This is a genomic window from Mycobacterium sp., from assembly GCF_050701515.1.
Lineage (GTDB): Bacteria > Actinomycetota > Actinomycetes > Mycobacteriales > Mycobacteriaceae > Mycobacterium.
Map to the genome: position 1 here is coordinate 1 of NZ_JBOGDB010000213.1, position 17,910 is coordinate 17,910.

Annotated in this window: 17 protein-coding genes and 1 pseudogene; 4 read left to right on the forward strand and 14 right to left on the reverse strand. The window is 66.1% G+C overall.

What is annotated here, in order from left to right:
• Nucleotides 1–307 precede the first annotated feature (307 nt).
• Nucleotides 308–727, reverse strand: a complete 420-nt coding sequence (locus tag ACRDU5_RS16930) for an ester cyclase (RefSeq protein WP_526615812.1) — start codon at nt 725–727, stop codon at nt 308–310.
• Between the two features lie 130 nt (nt 728–857).
• On the opposite strand from ACRDU5_RS16930, the pseudogene ACRDU5_RS16935 reads away from it, so the two are divergent.
• Nucleotides 858–1,282, forward strand: a pseudogene (locus ACRDU5_RS16935) (DUF6611 family protein).
• Nucleotide 1,283: 1 nt separating this feature from the next.
• On the opposite strand, the gene ACRDU5_RS16940 reads toward ACRDU5_RS16935, so the two are convergent.
• From ACRDU5_RS16940 to ACRDU5_RS16960, 5 genes are read right to left on the reverse strand one after another with little or no spacing between them, the layout of a single operon-like run.
• Nucleotides 1,284–2,021, reverse strand: a complete 738-nt coding sequence (locus ACRDU5_RS16940) for an SDR family NAD(P)-dependent oxidoreductase (RefSeq protein ID WP_526615813.1) — start codon at nt 2,019–2,021, stop codon at nt 1,284–1,286.
• The gene (locus tag ACRDU5_RS16945) at nt 2,018–2,458 is read right to left on the reverse strand and encodes a VOC family protein (RefSeq protein WP_526615814.1); all 441 of its coding nucleotides are present in this window, start codon (nt 2,456–2,458) and stop codon (nt 2,018–2,020) included. Before ACRDU5_RS16945 ends, ACRDU5_RS16940 begins: the two co-directional genes overlap by 4 nt.
• Nucleotides 2,431–3,930, reverse strand: a complete 1,500-nt coding sequence (locus ACRDU5_RS16950) for a flavin-containing monooxygenase (protein WP_526615815.1) — start codon at nt 3,928–3,930, stop codon at nt 2,431–2,433. The genes ACRDU5_RS16945 and ACRDU5_RS16950 overlap by 28 nt, the downstream gene beginning before the upstream one ends.
• A gap of 19 nt (nt 3,931–3,949) precedes the next feature.
• The gene (locus tag ACRDU5_RS16955; protein ID WP_526615817.1) at nt 3,950–5,113 is read right to left on the reverse strand and encodes an Rv3169 family protein; all 1,164 of its coding nucleotides are present in this window, start codon (nt 5,111–5,113) and stop codon (nt 3,950–3,952) included.
• 5 nt (nt 5,114–5,118) lie between these two features.
• The gene (locus ACRDU5_RS16960; RefSeq protein ID WP_526615819.1) at nt 5,119–6,057 is read right to left on the reverse strand and encodes a metal-dependent hydrolase; all 939 of its coding nucleotides are present in this window, start codon (nt 6,055–6,057) and stop codon (nt 5,119–5,121) included.
• A gap of 117 nt (nt 6,058–6,174) precedes the next feature.
• On the opposite strand from ACRDU5_RS16960, the gene ACRDU5_RS16965 reads away from it, so the two are divergent.
• Nucleotides 6,175–6,744 carry a TetR/AcrR family transcriptional regulator gene (locus ACRDU5_RS16965; RefSeq protein ID WP_526615820.1) on the forward strand — a complete coding sequence of 190 codons (570 nt, stop codon included), beginning with the start codon at nt 6,175–6,177 and terminating at the stop codon, nt 6,742–6,744.
• Here ACRDU5_RS16965 and ACRDU5_RS16970 read toward each other — a convergent pair.
• Entirely contained in the window at nt 6,741–7,580 is an 840-nt protein-coding gene (locus ACRDU5_RS16970) for an alpha/beta fold hydrolase (RefSeq protein WP_526615821.1), read from the reverse strand. The genes ACRDU5_RS16965 and ACRDU5_RS16970 overlap by 4 nt on opposite strands.
• Before the next feature lie 41 nt (nt 7,581–7,621).
• Between ACRDU5_RS16970 and ACRDU5_RS16975 the strand changes: the two genes are divergently transcribed.
• The gene (locus ACRDU5_RS16975; protein WP_526615822.1) at nt 7,622–8,713 is read left to right on the forward strand and encodes a phosphotransferase family protein; all 1,092 of its coding nucleotides are present in this window, start codon (nt 7,622–7,624) and stop codon (nt 8,711–8,713) included.
• On the opposite strand, the gene ACRDU5_RS16980 is transcribed toward ACRDU5_RS16975, so the two are convergent.
• The 7 genes from ACRDU5_RS16980 to ACRDU5_RS17010 all read right to left on the reverse strand — a co-directional run bounded on the left by ACRDU5_RS16980 (nt 8,710) and on the right by ACRDU5_RS17010 (nt 16,549).
• The gene (locus ACRDU5_RS16980; protein ID WP_526615823.1) at nt 8,710–9,555 is read right to left on the reverse strand and encodes an ABC transporter permease; all 846 of its coding nucleotides are present in this window, start codon (nt 9,553–9,555) and stop codon (nt 8,710–8,712) included. The two genes, ACRDU5_RS16975 and ACRDU5_RS16980, sit on opposite strands and share 4 nt — an antisense overlap.
• Complete coding sequence (locus tag ACRDU5_RS16985; protein ID WP_526615824.1) at nt 9,552–10,508, reverse strand: efflux ABC transporter ATPase subunit, DrrA-related; 957 nt, start codon at nt 10,506–10,508, stop codon at nt 9,552–9,554. The genes ACRDU5_RS16980 and ACRDU5_RS16985 overlap by 4 nt, the downstream gene beginning before the upstream one ends.
• Before the next feature lie 113 nt (nt 10,509–10,621).
• Entirely contained in the window at nt 10,622–12,256 is a 1,635-nt protein-coding gene (locus ACRDU5_RS16990) for a fatty acyl-AMP ligase (protein ID WP_526615825.1), read from the reverse strand.
• A 247-nt stretch (nt 12,257–12,503) separates the two neighbouring features.
• Complete coding sequence (locus ACRDU5_RS16995; RefSeq protein WP_526615826.1) at nt 12,504–13,466, reverse strand: 4-(cytidine 5'-diphospho)-2-C-methyl-D-erythritol kinase; 963 nt, start codon at nt 13,464–13,466, stop codon at nt 12,504–12,506.
• 108 nt (nt 13,467–13,574) lie between these two features.
• Nucleotides 13,575–14,480 carry a 16S rRNA (adenine(1518)-N(6)/adenine(1519)-N(6))-dimethyltransferase RsmA gene (gene rsmA / locus ACRDU5_RS17000; RefSeq protein WP_526615832.1) on the reverse strand — a complete coding sequence of 302 codons (906 nt, stop codon included), beginning with the start codon at nt 14,478–14,480 and terminating at the stop codon, nt 13,575–13,577.
• On the reverse strand, nt 14,477–15,604 hold the full coding sequence (locus ACRDU5_RS17005; protein WP_526615827.1) for a transglycosylase family protein: 1,128 nt from the start codon (nt 15,602–15,604) through the stop codon (nt 14,477–14,479). The genes rsmA and ACRDU5_RS17005 overlap by 4 nt, the downstream gene beginning before the upstream one ends.
• A 102-nt stretch (nt 15,605–15,706) precedes the next feature.
• Nucleotides 15,707–16,549, reverse strand: a complete 843-nt coding sequence (locus tag ACRDU5_RS17010) for a TatD family hydrolase (RefSeq protein ID WP_526615828.1) — start codon at nt 16,547–16,549, stop codon at nt 15,707–15,709.
• 24 nt (nt 16,550–16,573) lie between these two features.
• Here ACRDU5_RS17010 and metG point away from each other — a divergent pair.
• On the forward strand, nt 16,574–17,910 hold a 1,337-nt coding region (gene metG, locus ACRDU5_RS17015; RefSeq protein WP_526615830.1), incomplete at its 3' end, for a methionine--tRNA ligase.

The following is a 17,910-nucleotide window of genomic DNA, read 5'->3' on the forward strand; positions in this document are numbered from 1 at the left end:
CCCGCCGACCTGCCCGCCGCCGCTTAACGAGGAGCCATCTGAATGAACCGTGGTTGGGGCCAAGCTCCACGCGTGCCTGAGGCACCAGCAGGTGACCTCGCCAGACACCATGAGCAGGCCCCGCCCGATCCTCACCAAACTCGGTTGCACGCAGTCGGGAACCAAACCCGTTTGACGAACTACGTAGAGACGAGGACCGGGCAGGCCCCCCAACCCTTGACAAAAACCACTTACGAAGGTGTCTGCACAGCGACACGCCGTCATTTGGCGGCATTTTGCGCACACTCGCGCGGTGTCGAGCGCCCCGTCAGGGTCCGGCGAGTTCGTAGCCGAGCTGCCGGGCGACCGCCGACATGTCGTAGTACGCCTCTTCGGACATGATCAACTCGTCGGCATTGAACTTGAAGATCGTGCAGAGCGGAAAGCTGACCGATTGGCCGGTGGCCTCCATCGAGCGCCACGACCCGGTGATGGTGCCGCGGCGCACGGCCTGGACGACCAGCGCGTCGCCGGTTTCGAACACCCCACCGATCTCGAAACTGACGTCGGACCAAGGCTCCTCGTCGGCATTCGCCGCTAAGAGCTGCTCGACGGTCTTGGCCACGACGCCGGTGCCATGTTCGATCCACTGGTAGGCCGGGCCGACGCACTTGCCCGCCGCAGGCCAATCCGCCCGGGAGGTCGCTTCCCAGTACTTGCGCACTGTTTCCAAACGTTTGGAAGTCATGATTACCCAGCGGGATCATCTACCAGTCCCGGTGAGCGCATGGTCAGATTGCCGTAAAGGTTGCCCCGATTGGCGCAAAGAATGTGTTCGCGGTGCGGTATCGACGCCTTGGAACGGGTAGACCGGAGGCATGCACGACACAAGAGCGTGCTCGCCACTGCGGCGCTGGTGGCTGCGGCTGCTCGACGGCGAGCGTCCATGGGGAGCGATCGATTTCCGGCCGGATCGGTACGGCGTGACGAGATACCGGCTGGTGGTCTATCCGCCCGGCATCACCGAGACCGAGCGGCGCCGCCTTCGGATATGGCGTTGCTGGCCGCTGTGAGGCGCAGCCCTGTGGGTTGCGTGCGAGATCTGGCTTACTCCGCAGCTCGGCCCGTGGACGGCCGAAAACTGCGCTCCCTCGCGGGGATGCTGATGCGGGCCGACGAGGACCGCGATCTGGGCCTGATCTCACCGAGCGAGCACGAGGCGGTGTGGTGGCGGGTCTATGACGAGATCGGGGCGGACCGATTTCCCACACCCGGTAGGCACGGGTCGGGCCGGGCCGCATAGATCATTGCGCCCCTTTGCGCGCCATCAGACGTTGCACCTGTCCATAGGCGTCGATGGGGCTGTGCAGCGCCAACCCCCCGTCGGCGAAAACGATCTGCCCAGTGACCCAGGACAATTCGAGAACCGCGACGATTGCTTCGGCGACGTCGTCGGCCTCGCCGAGACGGCCGAGCGCGGTGCGTTCGGTCAGCCCTTCGACCCATCCCGGCAACTGCTCGGGGTTGGCGAGCATCGGCGTGCGGGTGACGCCGGGCCCGACGGCGTTGACACGGATGCCGTGTCCTCCCCATTCGGCGGCCGCGACGCGCACCAGCATGTCGATGCCCGCCTTCGATACGCAGTAGGCACCCATGTCGCGGTCGGCGACCGTCCCGCTGATGCTGGAGACCGCGACGATTGACCCGGCCACGCCCCCATCCACCATGGCCTGCGCGACGGCACGCATCGTGAGCCAGGTCCCCGTCAGGTTGGTGTCGATGACCCGCTGCCAATCCGCGGGGGTCTGCTGCAGCAGCAGCCCTGACGCTCCGATGCCCGCGCATGCGACGAGTCTGTCGGGTGTGCCGTGATCGCGGACGGTCTGGTTGATCGCGGCCGACACCGAGTCGGGATCGCTTACGTCGCAATCGATGTCGCCGCCTTTGATATCCCACGCCACCACATTGATCCCGGTTTTGCGCAGCCGATCGACGACCGCCCTGCCGATGCCGGACGCGCCACCGGTGACGACGCTGGTCATGCGGGCGCACCGATCAGTTCGACGCGGACACCATCCGGCGCGGTGAGCACCGCCATGGCGACCTTCTTACCGCCTGGTGCGGGCATGTCGATGCGGCGCACGCCGTCGTCGAAGCCGAGCCGGTCAAGCGTGGCGAGGGTTTCGTCGACGTCACGTTGCAGCGACAACAGGAAGAAGCCGAACGCTGGAACATCGGACGCCGTTGCCGCCGACTGGACGCCGTCCAGTACCACCAATTCCACGATGCCGGTTTCCGGGTTGTCGGGGTCGCCGAGGAAGATCGACCGCAGCCGATCGGAGGCCGCGCCGAACAAGGTCGGCCAGTCACCGGTGAAGGTGTGGTCGAACAGCTCGGTGAACCCCAGTCCGTCTCTCCAAAACCGCATCGAGGCGTCGACGTCGGAGGTGACTATCGCCGTGTGGTGGATGCCGGGCATGCGGTCGGTTCCTTCCGTGCAGTCGCCGGCGGCGACCAGTCGAATTCGTCTGGTTCTACTCCAGTCACCATCTCGGTGAACGCGGTTCCGCTGTACGGGAACTGGGTGACCACCTTGCCGTTCGCGTGGCGGTAGTAGTTGTTGCAGTTGGCCATCCACACGGTGCCCTGCAATGTCTGCTGGATCCGCTCGTTGTAGGTGTCGTGGATGTCGCGCTTGACCTCCACCGCCTGCGCCCCGGTGCGCACCATCTCATCGAGCAGGCGTCGGACGAACGTGGCCTGGGCCTCGAGGATGTAGATGATCGACGTGGTTCCGTTGGTGTTGGGGCCGTACAGCGTGAACAGGTTCGGGTAGCCCGGCACGATCGTTCCCAGATATGCCTCGGCGCCGTCTCGCCAGTCGTCACGCAGCCGGCGGCCGCCGGTCCCGTACACGTCGAGGCTGCGGAGGTAGTCGGCGGCGTGGAATCCGGTCCCGTAGATGACGGTGTCGACCTCGTGTTCGGCGCCGTCCGCGGTGCGCAGGCCTTCCTCGGTGAACTCCTCGATCGGCGATGTCTCCAATGTCACGTTGGGCAGCGCGAACGTCGGGAACCAGACGCGGGACTGCAATGGCCGTTTGCAGCCGACGGGGTATGACGGCGTCAGCTTGGCGCGCAGCTCCGGATCCTTCACCTTCCGCACCAGATAAGTCTGGGCGATGTCGGTAAGTTCTTTCGTCATCGCGGAGTCGACCGCGAAGTTGGCCGACTCGTACCACTGAAACGCCACGTCGCGTACCTTCAGCGACTCGGCGGGATCTCGTTCGAACAGCGCCTGTTGTTCGGGAGTGAACGGTTCTTCGTACCGCGGTGAAACCCAGATCGGGGTTCGCTGGAAAACCGTCAGGTGTGCCGCATCGGCGGCGATCGCGGGTACGTACTGGATGGCGCTGGCGCCGGTACCGATCGACGCAACGCGTTCGCCCGCAGTCGATTTGGAGTGATCCCACCGGGACGAATGGAAAACACGACCGCGGAATCGTTCGCGGCCGGGGATGTCGGGAATGTTGGCAACGTCCAGCATTCCGACGGCGCTGACGACGACATCGAACTCGTGCGTCCCGCCGTCCTCCGTGACGACCGTCCACCGCTGGTCATCGTCCATCCACCGCAGCGTGGTAACCGGGGTGCCGCTGACTAGGTGTTCCGTGAGGTGGTTGTCGCGGGCGACCATCTCCAGATAGCCGAGGATCTCGGGTTGATCGGCGAAGGTCTTGCTCCATCGCGGGTTGAGCGCGAACGAATATGAGTAGAAGTGCGACGGCACGTCGCATGCGGCGCCGGGGTACGTGTTGTTGCGCCACGTGCCGCCGAATCCGTCATTGCGGTCGTAGATCGTGAAGTCGTAACCGCCTTGGGCGAGTTGGATTCCCATGGCGATGCCGCCGGGTCCTGCTCCGACGACCGCGACGGTTGGTCTCGCTTTCACGGGGTAATGCCCAACGCCATCAGAGAAACGAGTTCTCCGCGGTCAGGCCGCGCTGGGGGAAGGCGCCGAGCGCGAAGGTCTCGGCGTTGCCCAGGCCGGCGCCTCCGCCGACGGGATCCTCGATGCGCACAAGCAGATCCCGCAGCTGGTGCAGTTCGCGTGCGTTCTCCGGCTTGTCACAGTCGGTCACGTGGTTGCCTTCCACTCTCTCCTCACCGACCCACTCACCGTAAACCCAGTCGTTCCAACCGTAGTAGCCGGCCGTGCCCAGGTGAAAGCCGGTCGGGCCGGCCGCGGTGATCGTCAAGGGACGTTTCGTCCCGTCGGTGTCGATCAGCGTGATGGTGCCGTGGGTGAAGCGGCGGTTGTCGTCCTGAAAATGCAGGTCCTGTTCGACCGACGGGAAGCGGTGTGAAGTGCCGTCAGCGTTCTGCTGCTCTGCCTGACAACGGATCTCGGTGAATCCGTCGCCGCGCTCCTCCTGGTACATCACGAACAACGAGTAGCTCGATCCGTCCGGGCGCGTCAACGTCATCGGCAGCCAGGTCATGAACATTTGCTTGATCTTCCGGCCACCACGCGGCAAGCCGGGTATCGGCTTGCCGACACCCGGTCGCAGGCCCCACGAATGGTCCCGAATCGAAATCCACTTATCGGCTTCAATGTCGACCCTGGTGCCCTCGACCTCCACCCAGCCCGAAGCCACGCCGATCTGGTGGTACCGCAGCACGTTGTGGGTGACCCGGTAGCCGTCGGGGCTGCGATCCGGCCATGGGTCTTCCAGCGACGCGTCGAAGCCGCCCCGCATGACGACGTCGAAGGCGATCGGGGCGTGCTCGGTCGCGTCCAGGCTCACTTGGATTGCCCGCAACGGTTCGACCACGCGGTAGTGAATCGGCCCGACGTCGGTGCTCGCCGAAGCCGACGACAACCGCCGTCCAGCTCGCACCGTCCACTGTTCGGTGCCTCGGCACACGCCGGCCGCTCCGTCGAAGACGCCACGGTTGGTGTACTTGCCGATGCCGAGGACAACCTGAAGCGAGTTGTCCCGCGCATGCGCTATCGTCCAGATCTTCTCCGTCCAGGACGGATCGGACTGGCTGACCGTCGCGAACGTGTCGACGATCTGATGGGTGAGCTGTTCATCCTCGGGCACCAGCGTGCCGTAGTTCGTTGACAGCAAGGCGATTAACTTTCTGCAGTGGGCGAAGGCGGGCTCCCGAAGAACGATCTCATATCGGTGCCGCGGTCATATTCACGCATCCAGGTCTCTGCCCAGTCGGGCAACGGCTGTTCGGCGGGATCATGGTGTGGGGTTTGCGATAACCAGAGTCGCCACACCATCTTGACCAGCTGGCTCGTCGGCACCGCGTGGAACAGCGTCGGTGGTCCATCCAGGCGGGCTCGTCGGCGGCGACCGCCGGGCACCCGGTACTTGAACTCGTCGTATAGCAGGTTCGACATCAGGTCCTGAGCCGAGGCACCACGGTCGTGCAGCGGAATGACCTCGTCGAAGGTCTTGGCGACCGATTCCGACAGCTTGCCGACGTGGCGGAATGTGCTGCGAATCTGTTTGACGCGGTACCAGGGATCGGGATTGATGTGACGGCACAGGATCAGCCCGGAGCTGCGGTGCTCGATCTCTTCGACGAAATGCCACATCATCAGGGATGCGACCCGCCGATCTCCGCCGCCGAACAGCGAATCACGGTTGTCCAGAATGACTTTGAACAGCGGCGTGAACGTCGCCTCGAGGTTGGCGATATAGGCGGCGTGGAACTCGATCGGCTGCTCGTCGATGAGTTGGTCGTAGGCGTTGCAGGCATCTTCGTAACAGCGCTCGAGTTCGGGATAGCGCGCCACCAGAGCCATCATGTGCTTGCGATGCGCCGCCGCATGCTGGGCCTCCTGGCGTAGAAAGGCCTCGGTTTCGGAGGCTATGTCCGGGTCGTCCTTGAGCCGGTCCTCGGCCTTGCGGACCGCACCGACGATGTAGCGCTCGAACGGCACCGCGATGAAGGTGAAGGCGTTGCAGAACAGACCGAAGTTCGGGTTGGCGGGCTGCCACATGAACGGCACGGTCGCGTCGAAATCCCACGGGATTTTGCGGACCACGAGCTTCGTCATCGGTCGCCACCAGCCTTAACATTGATACCCAACGGTGTCTCACAGATGGGTCTGGACACCAGGGCCTACGATAGCGCTAGTGTGACATTTGGACCCCTAGATGTAAAGGACTCGATCGTGGCATCTCACCCGCCCGCCGACGCCGAGCAATCGACGCGACGACGGATCCTCGCGGCCACGTTCGTGGTGCTGGCCCGCGACGGACGCCGGAAGTTGCAGCTGTCCGACGTGGCGGCCGAAGCCAAGGTGTCCCGCCCGACGCTGTACCGGTACTTCGGTTCGAAGGAAGGACTGCTCGAAGCGTTCGGCCTGTACGAACAGGACAACTTCGACGCAGGAATCGCCGCCGCGATGGCCGGACTGAGCGGACGCGACCGCCTGGATGCCGCGCTGCAGTTCATCGTTGACTTCCAGAGCACGTATTCCCTGGGCTCATTGGCCGAGATCGAGCCCGAGCATGTGCTGTACCAGATGAAGCGGGTGCTGCCAATAATGCATGAACGTATCGCCCGCATCATCCCCGACGACAACAGCGACATTGCGGCCGCCGCCGTCGTGCGAATCGCCGTCTGCCACTACGTAATCGGTGGCGGCAGCCCCGGTCAGTTCCTCGCCGAACTCCGCCACGCGGCGGGCGTTGACCCGTCTCGGCGACGTCTACCACGGCACACCGCCGCGGCCGGCTAACCGGCTAGCCAGCCGACGATTTTCGCCGCGATCGACTCGGGTCGTTCCAGATGAAGGAAATGACCGACGCCGTCGACGATTTCGAAGGCCGATCCCGCTGCCGGTAGATGTGCGGCCGGATCATCAAGCAGTTCCGCGCCGATTGCCCCGTCGTTCGCTCCGTGGAGGTACAACGTCGGCACCGGTGGCGGCTGCATCGTCGCGGCCACTTCGGCGTCGGCTTCGGGATCTGCGAATTCCGGGTTGAAGGACGCGCGGTAGGGGCAAATGATGTCGGCGATATTGTCTGCGGAAACGTATCGTCGCAGCTCAGCGACATCGTCGCACGGGTCGTAACCCGGCGACCAGTCCGCCCACAGCGACTCCCAGAAGCCGGGCGCGATCAGCGCGGCCTCCGCCAGGCCAACCTGCTGGATGAACCAGATGTAGAACGACCGCTTGAGTTGGGGGTAGCTGAACATCGCCGTCGCCAGCGCGGCGACCGGGGGAACTGCCAGCGCGACCAAGCGCCCGAACGCCGCGGGCTCCGCGGCCACGACGCCGTACCCGGCGTTCGCTCCCCAATCGTGGCCGATGAGGACCGCCCGGTCGTCTGCTTGGTGTTCCTGCCGGACGTCGAGGAGTGCGCGGACGTATGTCCCCACGCTGATGGGCTTCGATGCGGGACCGTCGTATCCCGGTAGCCACGGCGCGACGACCCGGTACCCGCGCCCGGCGAGCTCGGGCCCGAGGTGCCGCCAGGTGTTCGGCGTATCCGGGAAGCCGTGGACGAGAACAGCCAGCGGCAGCGTCGTGTCCTCGATGTCTCCGAACGTCAGCGATCGGGGTCGGATCACCTGGCGAGCGTATTACATAGAGACCCCGGAACGTAAGCATCATGCTCTTTACATACGGCGTGCTGTATGTAAATCTACTGAGCATGGCAGGCATCACGCTCGCGCAGCGCGACCTGGCCGCCACCCGAGAGCAGCTCCAGGCGTGGTTCGAGCACAGGTTCACCGGCAAGACCGCGGTGTCCGAATTGCGCGCGGCGAATCGCGCTGCGGGATGGTCGAGCGAAAGCCTGGTGTTCAGCGCGGAGGTCGGCGAGAACACGACCGAGTACGTGATACGAATCCCGCCCGCCGGCGGAGGCATCTTCCGCGAGTACGACCTGGGCGCGCAGGCGCTGACGCAGGAGCTGTTGCACGAGCACGGGATCGTGACTCCGTCGCCGATCATCTACGAGCCGGACCGAGCCTGGATCGGCTCGAAATTCCTTGTGATGCCACGGATTGTCGGTCACACGCCGTCGGACACCTCATATGCGACCCGCGGCTGGCTGCACGATGCGGGCCCGGTCGTGCAACGGCGGGTACACGACTCGTTTCTGGAGACGCTCGCCGTTCTCCACCGCATCCCGGCCGGCGAGGCGCCGTGGCTCGAACGGCCCGCCGGCGTCGGCAACGTCGCCGAGTTGAAGTGGTGGCACGAGTACGTGCGGTGGGGCACCGACAACCGGGTTCCAGACATCATGACCGAGACGTTCGACTGGCTGACCCGCCACCGGCCCGACGAGCCGGCCGACCTGAGTGTCTGCTGGGGCGACGCGCGGCTGTCGAACGCGATATTCGACGACTCGGGCCAAATCGTGGGCGCGCTGGACTGGGAACAAGCGTGCCTGTGTCCGGCAGAGACGGACTTCGCCTGGTGGCTGGCCACGCGCCGGCAGATGCTGGAGGTCAACGGCCTGGACCTCGACCCAGAGCTGGACGGATTCGACAGTCGTAATCAGGTCATCCGCCGCTACGAGGAGATGATCGGTCGCCCGCTCGTCGATCTGCGCTGGTACGAGGTGTTCGCCATGGTGCGGATGGGCTGCTGCATCCTTCGCACCCAGGCGCTGCTGCGCAGCATCGGCCAGGGAGACCACTTCCTCACGCGGGCACCGATTCTGCCGGCGTGGACGATTGCGGCCATCCGCGCCTAGTCCGCGGTGCGGCGGGCGTAGGCGCGCAACGCGAACGGCGCGAAGATCGCCGTCAGCACGAGCGACCACAAGATCGTGGCGAGCACGGGATGGTGCAGCGGCAGCTGTGCGCTCTCCGGGGCGGCCGGCCCGTTACCCCACAGCTCCCGCATCGCCTGCGCGAGCGAGGACACCGGGTTCCATTCCGCCATCACCCGCAGCCAGTGCGGCATCGGCTGGGTCGGCACAAATGTGTTGGCAAGAAAGGTCGCCGGGAACAGCACGGTGAACATGACACCGTTGAGGGCCTCGACCGTGCGCATCAGCGAGCCGATCAGAATGCCGAACCAGATCATGCCGAAACCGAATACCAGCACCAGCGCGAACGCCAGCGCCGCCTCGGCCACGCTGCCACGGATGCGCCAGCCGATCGCCAGCCCCGTCACCGCCATCACCATGACGCCGAGCGAGGAGTGGATGATGCTGGCGATGCTGCGACCGATCAGCACCGACGACCGGGATATCGGCAGCGACCGGAAGCGATCGATGATCCCCTTCTCGATGTCCGCAGTGATGCCCGAGGCGACGACGAACGCCGAGAAGACGATGGTCTGCGCCTGGATGCCGGGCAGCAGGAACTCACGGTAGGACGGGCCGCCGGTGTTGGTGATCGACGCGCCGAACACATACGCGAACAACAACACGAACATGATCGGCTGCACCGTGACGTCGCTCAACATCTCGGGCATCCGCTTGGTGTGGATCATGTTGCGCTTGACCATGATCCACGACTGCTGTGCGAGGTTCGTCGGCCTGGTGTGCACCGTGGGCGTCTGGACGCGAGGGGCGGCGACGGTGGTCACGCTTCTACCTCCTCTTCGGAGCGGTGGCCGGTGAGCGACAGGAAGACGTCGTCGAGGCTGGGCCGCGACAAGCCGATGTCGTCGACGTCGATGTCGCTGTCCCGCAGCCAGCCGGCGACCCTGATCATGTCGGGCAGCCCCTCGGCGGGCGCGGTGAGTTGGCGCGCGCCGGCATCGACGAACACGTCGGCGCCGGTCTTGCTCAGCAGGGCCTGCGCCGCGGGCAGGTCGTCGGCGCGCGCGACGGTCACCACCAGGCTGGCGTTGCCGGCCTGGTTCTTGAGTTGCAGCGGTGAACCTTCGGCGATGATGCGACCCTTGTCGATCACGACGATGTTGTCGGCGAGCTGATCGGCCTCTTCGAGGTACTGCGTCGTCAGCAACAGCGTGGTGCCCTGCCCGACGAGATCGCGCAGCACCTCCCACAGCTCGCTGCGGCTGCGCGGATCCAGGCCGGTGGTGGGCTCGTCGAGGAACAGCACCGGCGGGGACGCGAGCAGGCTGACGGCGAGATCCAGCCGCCGGCGCATGCCGCCCGAGTAGGTTTTCACGACGCGATCCGCGGCGTCGGCGATCGCGAACTGCTCCAGTAGTTCGTCGCCGAGCCGCGCCAGCACTCGGCGCCGGATCCCGTACAGGGCGCCGATCATCCGGATGTTCTCCCGGCCGGTGAGCAACTCGTCGACGGTGGCGACCTGCCCGGTCAGGCCCATATTGCGGCGCACAATCTCGGGCTCGCGACGAACGTCGAAACCCGCGACGCGGGCGGTGCCGCTGGTTGGTTCGGTCAGCGTGGCCATCATCCGGACGGTGGTGGTCTTGCCCGCGCCGTTTGGCCCGAGCAGACCAAGGACGGTGCCCGGCGGCACGGTGAAGCTGACGCCGTCCACCGCGGTGGTGGGTCCGAACCTCTTCACCAGGTCGATCGCTTCGATGGCTGGTGGCGATGGCATAACACTGACGGTATCGGCGGTCACCGACACCTCGTTACCGCGCGAGCGTGCACGAAATGCCGGATTTCAGCGGCGCGTCGGCCGCAGACACGCACCTTCGCGGTACGAGGTGACTAGGTGACCAGGGAGACGGAGTTGGCGCGGCGCAGCTTGCCCGACGGCGTCTTGGGAATGGTGCCCGGCCCCAGCACCACGACGTTGCGCGGGCGCACGTCGACCTCGCCGACCACCTCGTGGGCGACCTGGTGCTCGATGCGGCGCACCTCGACCGGGTCCTGCCAGGCGTTGCACTCCACCGCCACGGCGAAGGTCTCCCGGGAGTGCCCGGCGTCCAGGCGCACCGCGACGGCACAGCCCGGCCGCACCCCTTCAACGCGCCCGGCGGCCCGCTCTATGTCGGTGGGATAGACGTTGCGCCCGGCCATGATGATCACGTCCTTGACGCGACCGCAGACCACCACGTGGCCGTTCTCCAGCTGGTAGCCCAGGTCGCCGGTGTCATACCAGCCATGCTCGTCCTGTGCCGGGATGAAGCCACCCATGGTGATGTAGCCGGGCGTCAGCGGCTCACCGCGCAGCTCGATGATGCCGACGCCGCGAGCCGGCATCACGTTGCCCTGCTCGTCGATGATGCGGGCTTCCAGGCCTTCCAGCAGGGGGCCCAGCGAGGCCAGCCGGCGGGTGTTGCCCCTGGTCGACGGGACCGCCCGGCGCAGCGCGGCCAGCAGATCCGCGTCGACCTCGTCGACGACCAGGCCCGCGCCGCACTCGGAGAACGACACCGCCAGCGTCGTCTCGGCCATGCCGTAGGCCGGCAGGATCGCTTCGGGCTTGAGCCCGAACTGCCTGCCGGCGTCGATCAGGTCCTCGACATCGGCGGGCTCCACCGGCTCGGCACCGGACAGCGCGAACCGCAGCGTCGACAGGTCGAACTGGCCGGGCTGTGCCTGATTGCGCAGCCGCTTGGCGAACAGCGCGTAGGCGAAGTTGGGCGCCGCGGTCATGGTGCCCTTGTACTTGTCGATGAGCTTGGCCCACAGCAGGGTGTCCCGCAGGAAGTCCAGCGGGGTGACCTTGACCAGCTCGGCGCCGAAGTACATCGGCACCGTCAGGAAGCCCACCATGCCCATGTCGTGGAAACAGGGCAGCCAGCTGACCATGACGTCCTTGTCGACGTCGTATTCGGCGCCGATGAACATCGCCTCGGCGTTGGAGTAGATGTTGCGATGGGTGATCTGCACAGCCTTGGGGGACCCAGTCGAGCCGGACGTCAGCTGCATCAGGGCCAGGTCGTCCTCGTCGGTGTCGACCGGATCGACCGGGTCGGCGGCAAGCAGATCGGCAACGGTGACGACCTTGACGCCCTTCTCCTCCAGCACCGGGACGGCGGGCAGGAAGGGCTCGGAGACGATGACGGCCTTGGCCTCGAGCATCTGGACGACCGTCAAGCTGTCCTCTGCCCATATCAGCAGGTCGGTGCGGGGGGTGGGCTGGTGCAGCATGGTCAGGCTGGCGCCGCGCATCCAGACGCCCTGCGCGGTCGGTGCGATCTCGACCGGCATCCCGGCCAGCACGCCCACCGCATCGCCACGGTTGACCCCCGCGGCGGCCAGACCGCCCGCCACCCGGCGGGCCCTCTCGTGCACCTCACCCCAGGTGTGTCGGACGGGTTCGTGCGGTTCACCGGTGACCATGCCCGTAGTGGTGGTACGGGCGTTGTGGTACATCTTCTCGGTGAATCTGCTCACGACAACCTCCTGGGTTCCGGCGCAAATGCCCGGCTGTAATGCTCCGCCTGGTAGACAGCGCTTCCGCGAAGACGCGCACACATTTGGGGAGCGGTTGTGTCTCGAATCGGTGATGCGCCGGACGGCCCGCCAGAGTGCCCGGCGGGAGAAGTAGTCGCGTCCGATGCTTGACCGCTAGCTTTCACCGCCGATCATCTTAAGCAACTCTTAAGTAACTACCAAACTATCGCTCGATTTGAGGCCCGGGTCACACGTGTGGCGTTGGCGCCGGCACCACCCGAGCGCCGTGCACGGGGCCGCTGGCCACCCGTACCGTGCGACAAACCCCTGCTCCGGCCAGCTCCGCGCCGATATCGACGGCCGAGGTGGCAGATGCGCACAGGAACGCGCAGGTGGGACCCGAGCCGGAGACGATCCCGGCCAGCGCCCCGGCGTCGGTGCCTGCCTTCAGTGTGCGGCGCAGCCCCGGATCCAGGCTCATCGCCGCGGGCTGCAGATCGTTACCGAGTAGCGGCGCAAGCCCGGTCGGGTCGCCGGAGGCCAGCGCGGCCAGCACGGGCTCGGGATCGTCGAGCTGAGGCGGCAGTTTGCGGCCTGTCGACTCGCGCAGCCGGTCGATCTCGGCGAACACCGCGGAAGTGGAAAGGCCGGCATCGCCGAACGCGAGTACCCAGTGAAACGTGTTCCGGGCCAGCACGGTCGCGAGTTCCTCGCCGCGGCCGGTACCCATCGCGGTGCCACCGTGCAGGGCGAACGGCACGTCGCTGCCGAGCCGGGCGGCCAATGCGTGCAGGTCGCGACGCGGCACCCCGAGCTCCCACAACGTATTCATGGCGACCAGTACCGCGGCCGCGTCGGCGCTGCCGCCCGCCATTCCTCCGGCGACCGGGATCGATTTCTCGATCGTGATCGCGACGTCGGGTGCCCGCCCGACATGTTCGGCCATCAGCTCGGCGGCCTGCCAGGCCAGATTGCGCTCGTCGGTGGGCAGCGACTGCACACCTTCGCCCGCCAGCTCTAGCGACAGCACGTCGGCGGTGCGGACGGTGACCTCGTCGAGCAACGAAACCGCGTGGAAGACCGTCGTCAGCTCGTGGTAGCCGTCGTCGCGGCGATCGCCGACACCCAGATAGAGGTTGACTTTGCCCGGCGCCCGCACGGTGATCGACCCCGTGGGAACCCACTCCGAGGCGGTACTGCCGTTGGACACCGAACGACACTATCGCCGGGACGCGGACGACGAGTACTCAAGTGGTGAGATACACCCCTCGATCATCCCGCCGCTCGCACCGTACCGCGAATGGAATTGGACCGTGAGCTAGGTCGTCTTGATCCGCTGCGATGGGCGCTTCGCCCGCGGGTCCCACTCACCTGAGCGCTGCAGCAGCCGGACGAAGTCCGCAATGCCCAGAGTCTCGCCCCTGCGGGACGGATCGATGCTGGCCGACAACAGCCGGCGTGCCGACTCGTTGCCGTTGCCCGCCCACTCCGCGAACGCATTGCGAGATGTCTTGCGGCGCTGGGCGAAGCCGATGTCGATCAGATCAAAAACCTGCTGTCGGAACTCTGCATCGGTCGGCCACGGCGGGGCCTCGTGGCGGTCGATGCGAACCAGTCCGGAGTACACCCGCGGGATCGGCCAGAACACCGTCGGCGACACCATGCCGAAGCGGCGCACATTGCCGAAGAATCTCACCTTGGCGCTGGGCACGCCGTAGTCTTTGCCGCCCGGTTCGGCGGCGAGGCGCTCGGCCACCTCGGCCTGCACCATCACCATGACCGTGCGGATCGATGGGAACTCAGCGAGCAGATGCAGCAGCGCCGGAACGGCGACGTTGTAGGGCAGGTTGGCGACCAGGGCGGTCGGCTCGTTCTCCAGGTCGGCCCGCTGCAGGGTCAGGATGTCACGGTGCAGCACGGTGAGCCGGTTGATCTCGCTGTGCGAGTGCTGCGCGACGGTTTGCGGAAGCTGTTGCGCCAGCAGCGCGTCGATCTCCACGGCCGTCACCGTCGCGCCCCGATCCAGTAGCCCGAGCGTCAGCGAACCAAGGCCGGGCCCGACTTCGAGGACGTGGTCGTGGCGATTGATTCCGGAGGCGGACACGATGCGGCGAACGGTGTTCGCATCGTGGACAAAGTTCTGGCCGAAGGATTTTCGCGGCCTAAAGTCCAGCTCTTTAGCCAGATGCCGTATCTCGGTCCGGCCAAGTAGTCGAATAGTCAGGACACCCCAATCCTCCCGCTACAGGTCGGCCACGCCCCCCATCCCTGACGCGCCCTTGTCACCTCAGCAATCGCGATCTGCTCTTCTCTGGTAGCCAAATCCGCTCGCTGAGCATATCTTAACCCGCCGTTGCGCTCCCAAGTGCTTTGGTCAAATTGCACGCCGCCATAGAAGCCGTTGCCGGTATTGATGGCCCAGTTGCCTCCCGCTTCGCACTGCGCGAGCGCGTCCCAGGTCGCTGCCATGGATACCGGCGGCACATCTGTACCGGGTTTAGTACCCACTCGCAGCACCCCGTCGGTGGCGGGCGTGACGACGACATTGGCTACCGGCAATCGACCGGTCTCCACCCCGTTCACCCGGGCAACGGCGAAGGTCACGTCCTGAACACCGGGCGTTCCGGGGTCCACCACGACCTCACGACTGATGTTCATCGTCGGGTCGTCGATGCGTTCGTTATTTGGCCGCAGCGGCACCCGCTCGGTGACCTTCTCGATGCGCACCCGGGTGGCCTGGATCTGCATCCCCGCGACGATCGGTGCAGTTGCTGCGGGCACCACCGTGTCGTTCTGTTCCAGTGGAACGCCCGCGGCGGCCAGCAGACCCGCGACGTTGGCGGCGGCCAAATGCACTGTTCGCACGGCGCCGGCGTCGTTGATCTGTACGGTCTTGGCGCTCACCACGGGCAGCGACATGCCGGCCAGTGGCACCCGACTGCCGCGAGACGCCGCGGCGGGCGCCTTGTCGGTCATCGATAGCTGCGCGAGCGCCTCGTCGACCGTGGACGCCGTCGTCCACACCTCCCGGCTGTTCTCACCGTCCGTTGAGATCTGCAATGGCCGGCTGCGCCGCAGCACGATGGCGTCGGACTGGTCGACCGCCTCATCGCCGGCCGGGTACAGGTCATCCCGCTCACCAACGTCGTAGCCGTTCTCCTTCACGACGTCGATGACCCGCGACTTCATCGTGGAAACCGTCATCGGCGCACCGTCAACGGTCAGCGTGACCGTCTTGTGCGCTGCGACCGCGTAGCCGCCGGCGAAGGTAAGCGCCAGCAACATTGCGCATACCAGCACCCGAAGATAGGGCGAGCGCGATTCATGAAGCTTGTTCAATGCATTCAAAATGTGGTTATCCCCGACTCGGACGGCATGTTCCTTACGGCCCCCGTTCGATCACAAGACGGTAACGAACTGGCCTAGCAACGGCAACTCCCGCCGTCCGGTTCATGGAATTGCCAGCTCGAGTCCGTAGACCCGCGCGGCGGTGGCCGAGGTTTCGAGCGCCAGGTCAGCGGCCGGCCGGTGCACCACGTCGGCCAGCGCCCGCACCGTGTAGGGCAGGCAATACGGCTCGTTGGGCGCGCCCCGATACGGGTGCGGGGTCAGGTACGGCGCGTCGGTCTCCACCAGGAGCTGGTCCACCGGAATGAGCGCGGCGGCCTCGTGCAACGCGCGGGCGTTGCGGAAACTGACCGTTCCGGAGAGGCTGAGCAGCCAGCCCGCGTCGACGCACGTCCGCGCCATCTGTGCGTCCGAGGAGAAGCAGTGGAAGATCACGGTCTCCGGTGCGCCCTCCGCCGCCAGCACGTCGAGCACGTCGGCATCGGCGTCGCGGTTGTGGATCATCAGCGGCTTGCCGGTCCGCTTGGCCAGGTCGATGTGCCAGGCGAAGGCCTCGCGCTGCTCGGCGGGCGTCGCGCAGCCGTCCAGCCGGCCGGGCCAGTAGTTGTCCATTCCGGTTTCCCCGACCGCGACCACGCGGGGATGCTCGGTCAGCCGCTCGATGACGGCTTTGGTTTCGTCGCCGAGCGCGCCGGCCCGCGTCGGATGCAGTGCGACGGCCGCATAGACGCGCGGGTCCCAGTCGGCGGCCCGGGTCACCCACCGCGCCGAGTCCAGGTCGTCGGCGATGGTGACGACGGCTTGCACGCCCACGGCCGCCGCGCGATCCACGATGTCGCGCACCCCGCCGGCGTCGTCGGCGCCACAGGCGTCGAGGTGGGTATGCGCGTCGACGAGCGGCGTCAGCGGGTCGGGGGCGGGCGGCGCCGGGCGGGAACGGCTCACCGGAACACAATAAAGTGAGGACAAATGAGCGAGCCGTACTACATAACGACAGCCATCGCCTACCCCAATGGCGACCCGCACGTCGGTCATGCCTACGAATACATCGCGACCGATGCGATAGCGCGGTTCAAGCGGCTGGACGGATTCGACGTGCGCTTCCTGACCGGCACCGACGAGCACGGGCTCAAGATGGCCGAGACGGCCGCGGCCGAAGGCGTGCCGACGGCGGAGTTGGCCCGGCGCAACTCCGATATGTTCCAGCGGCTGCAGGAGATGCTCAACATCTCCTTCGACCGGTTCATCCGCACCACCGACGCCGACCACATCGACGCTTCCATCGAGATCTGGCGGCGTATGAACGAGGCCGGCGACATCTACCTGGACGCCTACTCGGGCTGGTATTCGGTGCGCGACGAACGCTTCCTCACCGAGGCCGAGACCAGCGTCGGCCCGGACGGAACCCGGGTGGCCACCGAATCCGGGGCGCCGGTCACCTGGACCGAGGAGCAGACCTACTTCTTCCGGTTGTCGGCCTACGCCGACAAACTGCTCGCGCACTACGAGGCGCACCCGGAGTTCATCGAGCCCGGCGTGCGACGCAACGAGGTGGTCAGCTTCGTCTCCGGTGGACTGCGCGACCTGTCCATCTCGCGGACCACGTTCGACTGGGGCGTGCCGGTACCCGACCATCCCGACCACGTGATGTACGTGTGGGTGGACGCCCTGACCAACTACCTCACCGGCGTCGGCTTCCCCGACACCGAATCGGAGCTGTTCCGCCGCTTTTGGCCGGCCGATCTGCACATGATCGGCAAGGACATCATCCGGTTCCACGCCGTGTACTGGCCGGCGTTCCTGATGTCGGCCGGGATTGAATTGCCGCGCAAGGTTTTCGCGCATGGCTTCGTCTACAACCGCGGCGAGAAGATGAGCAAGTCGGTCGGCAACGTGATCGACCCGAATGCGTTGGTCGACACCTTCGGGGTGGACCAGGTGCGCTATTTCCTGTTGCGGGAGGTGCCATTCGGCCAGGACGGCAGCTACAGCGAAGACGCCATCATCAGTCGCATCAATGCCGACCTCGCCAACGAGCTGGGCAACCTGGCACAGCGTTCGCTGTCGATGGTGGCCAAGAATCTGGACGGAATCGTCCCGGAGCCAGCCGAATTCAGCGCCGACGACACCGCGTTGTTGGCGGCGGCCGACGGATTGTTGGAGCGGGTGCGCGGTCATTACGACGACACCGCGATGCACCTGGCACTGGAGGCGATCTGGCTGGTGCTCGGCGCGGCGAACAAGTACTTCTCCGCGCAGGAGCCGTGGGTGCTGCGCAAGGCCTCCACCGACGAGGCGCGCGAGCG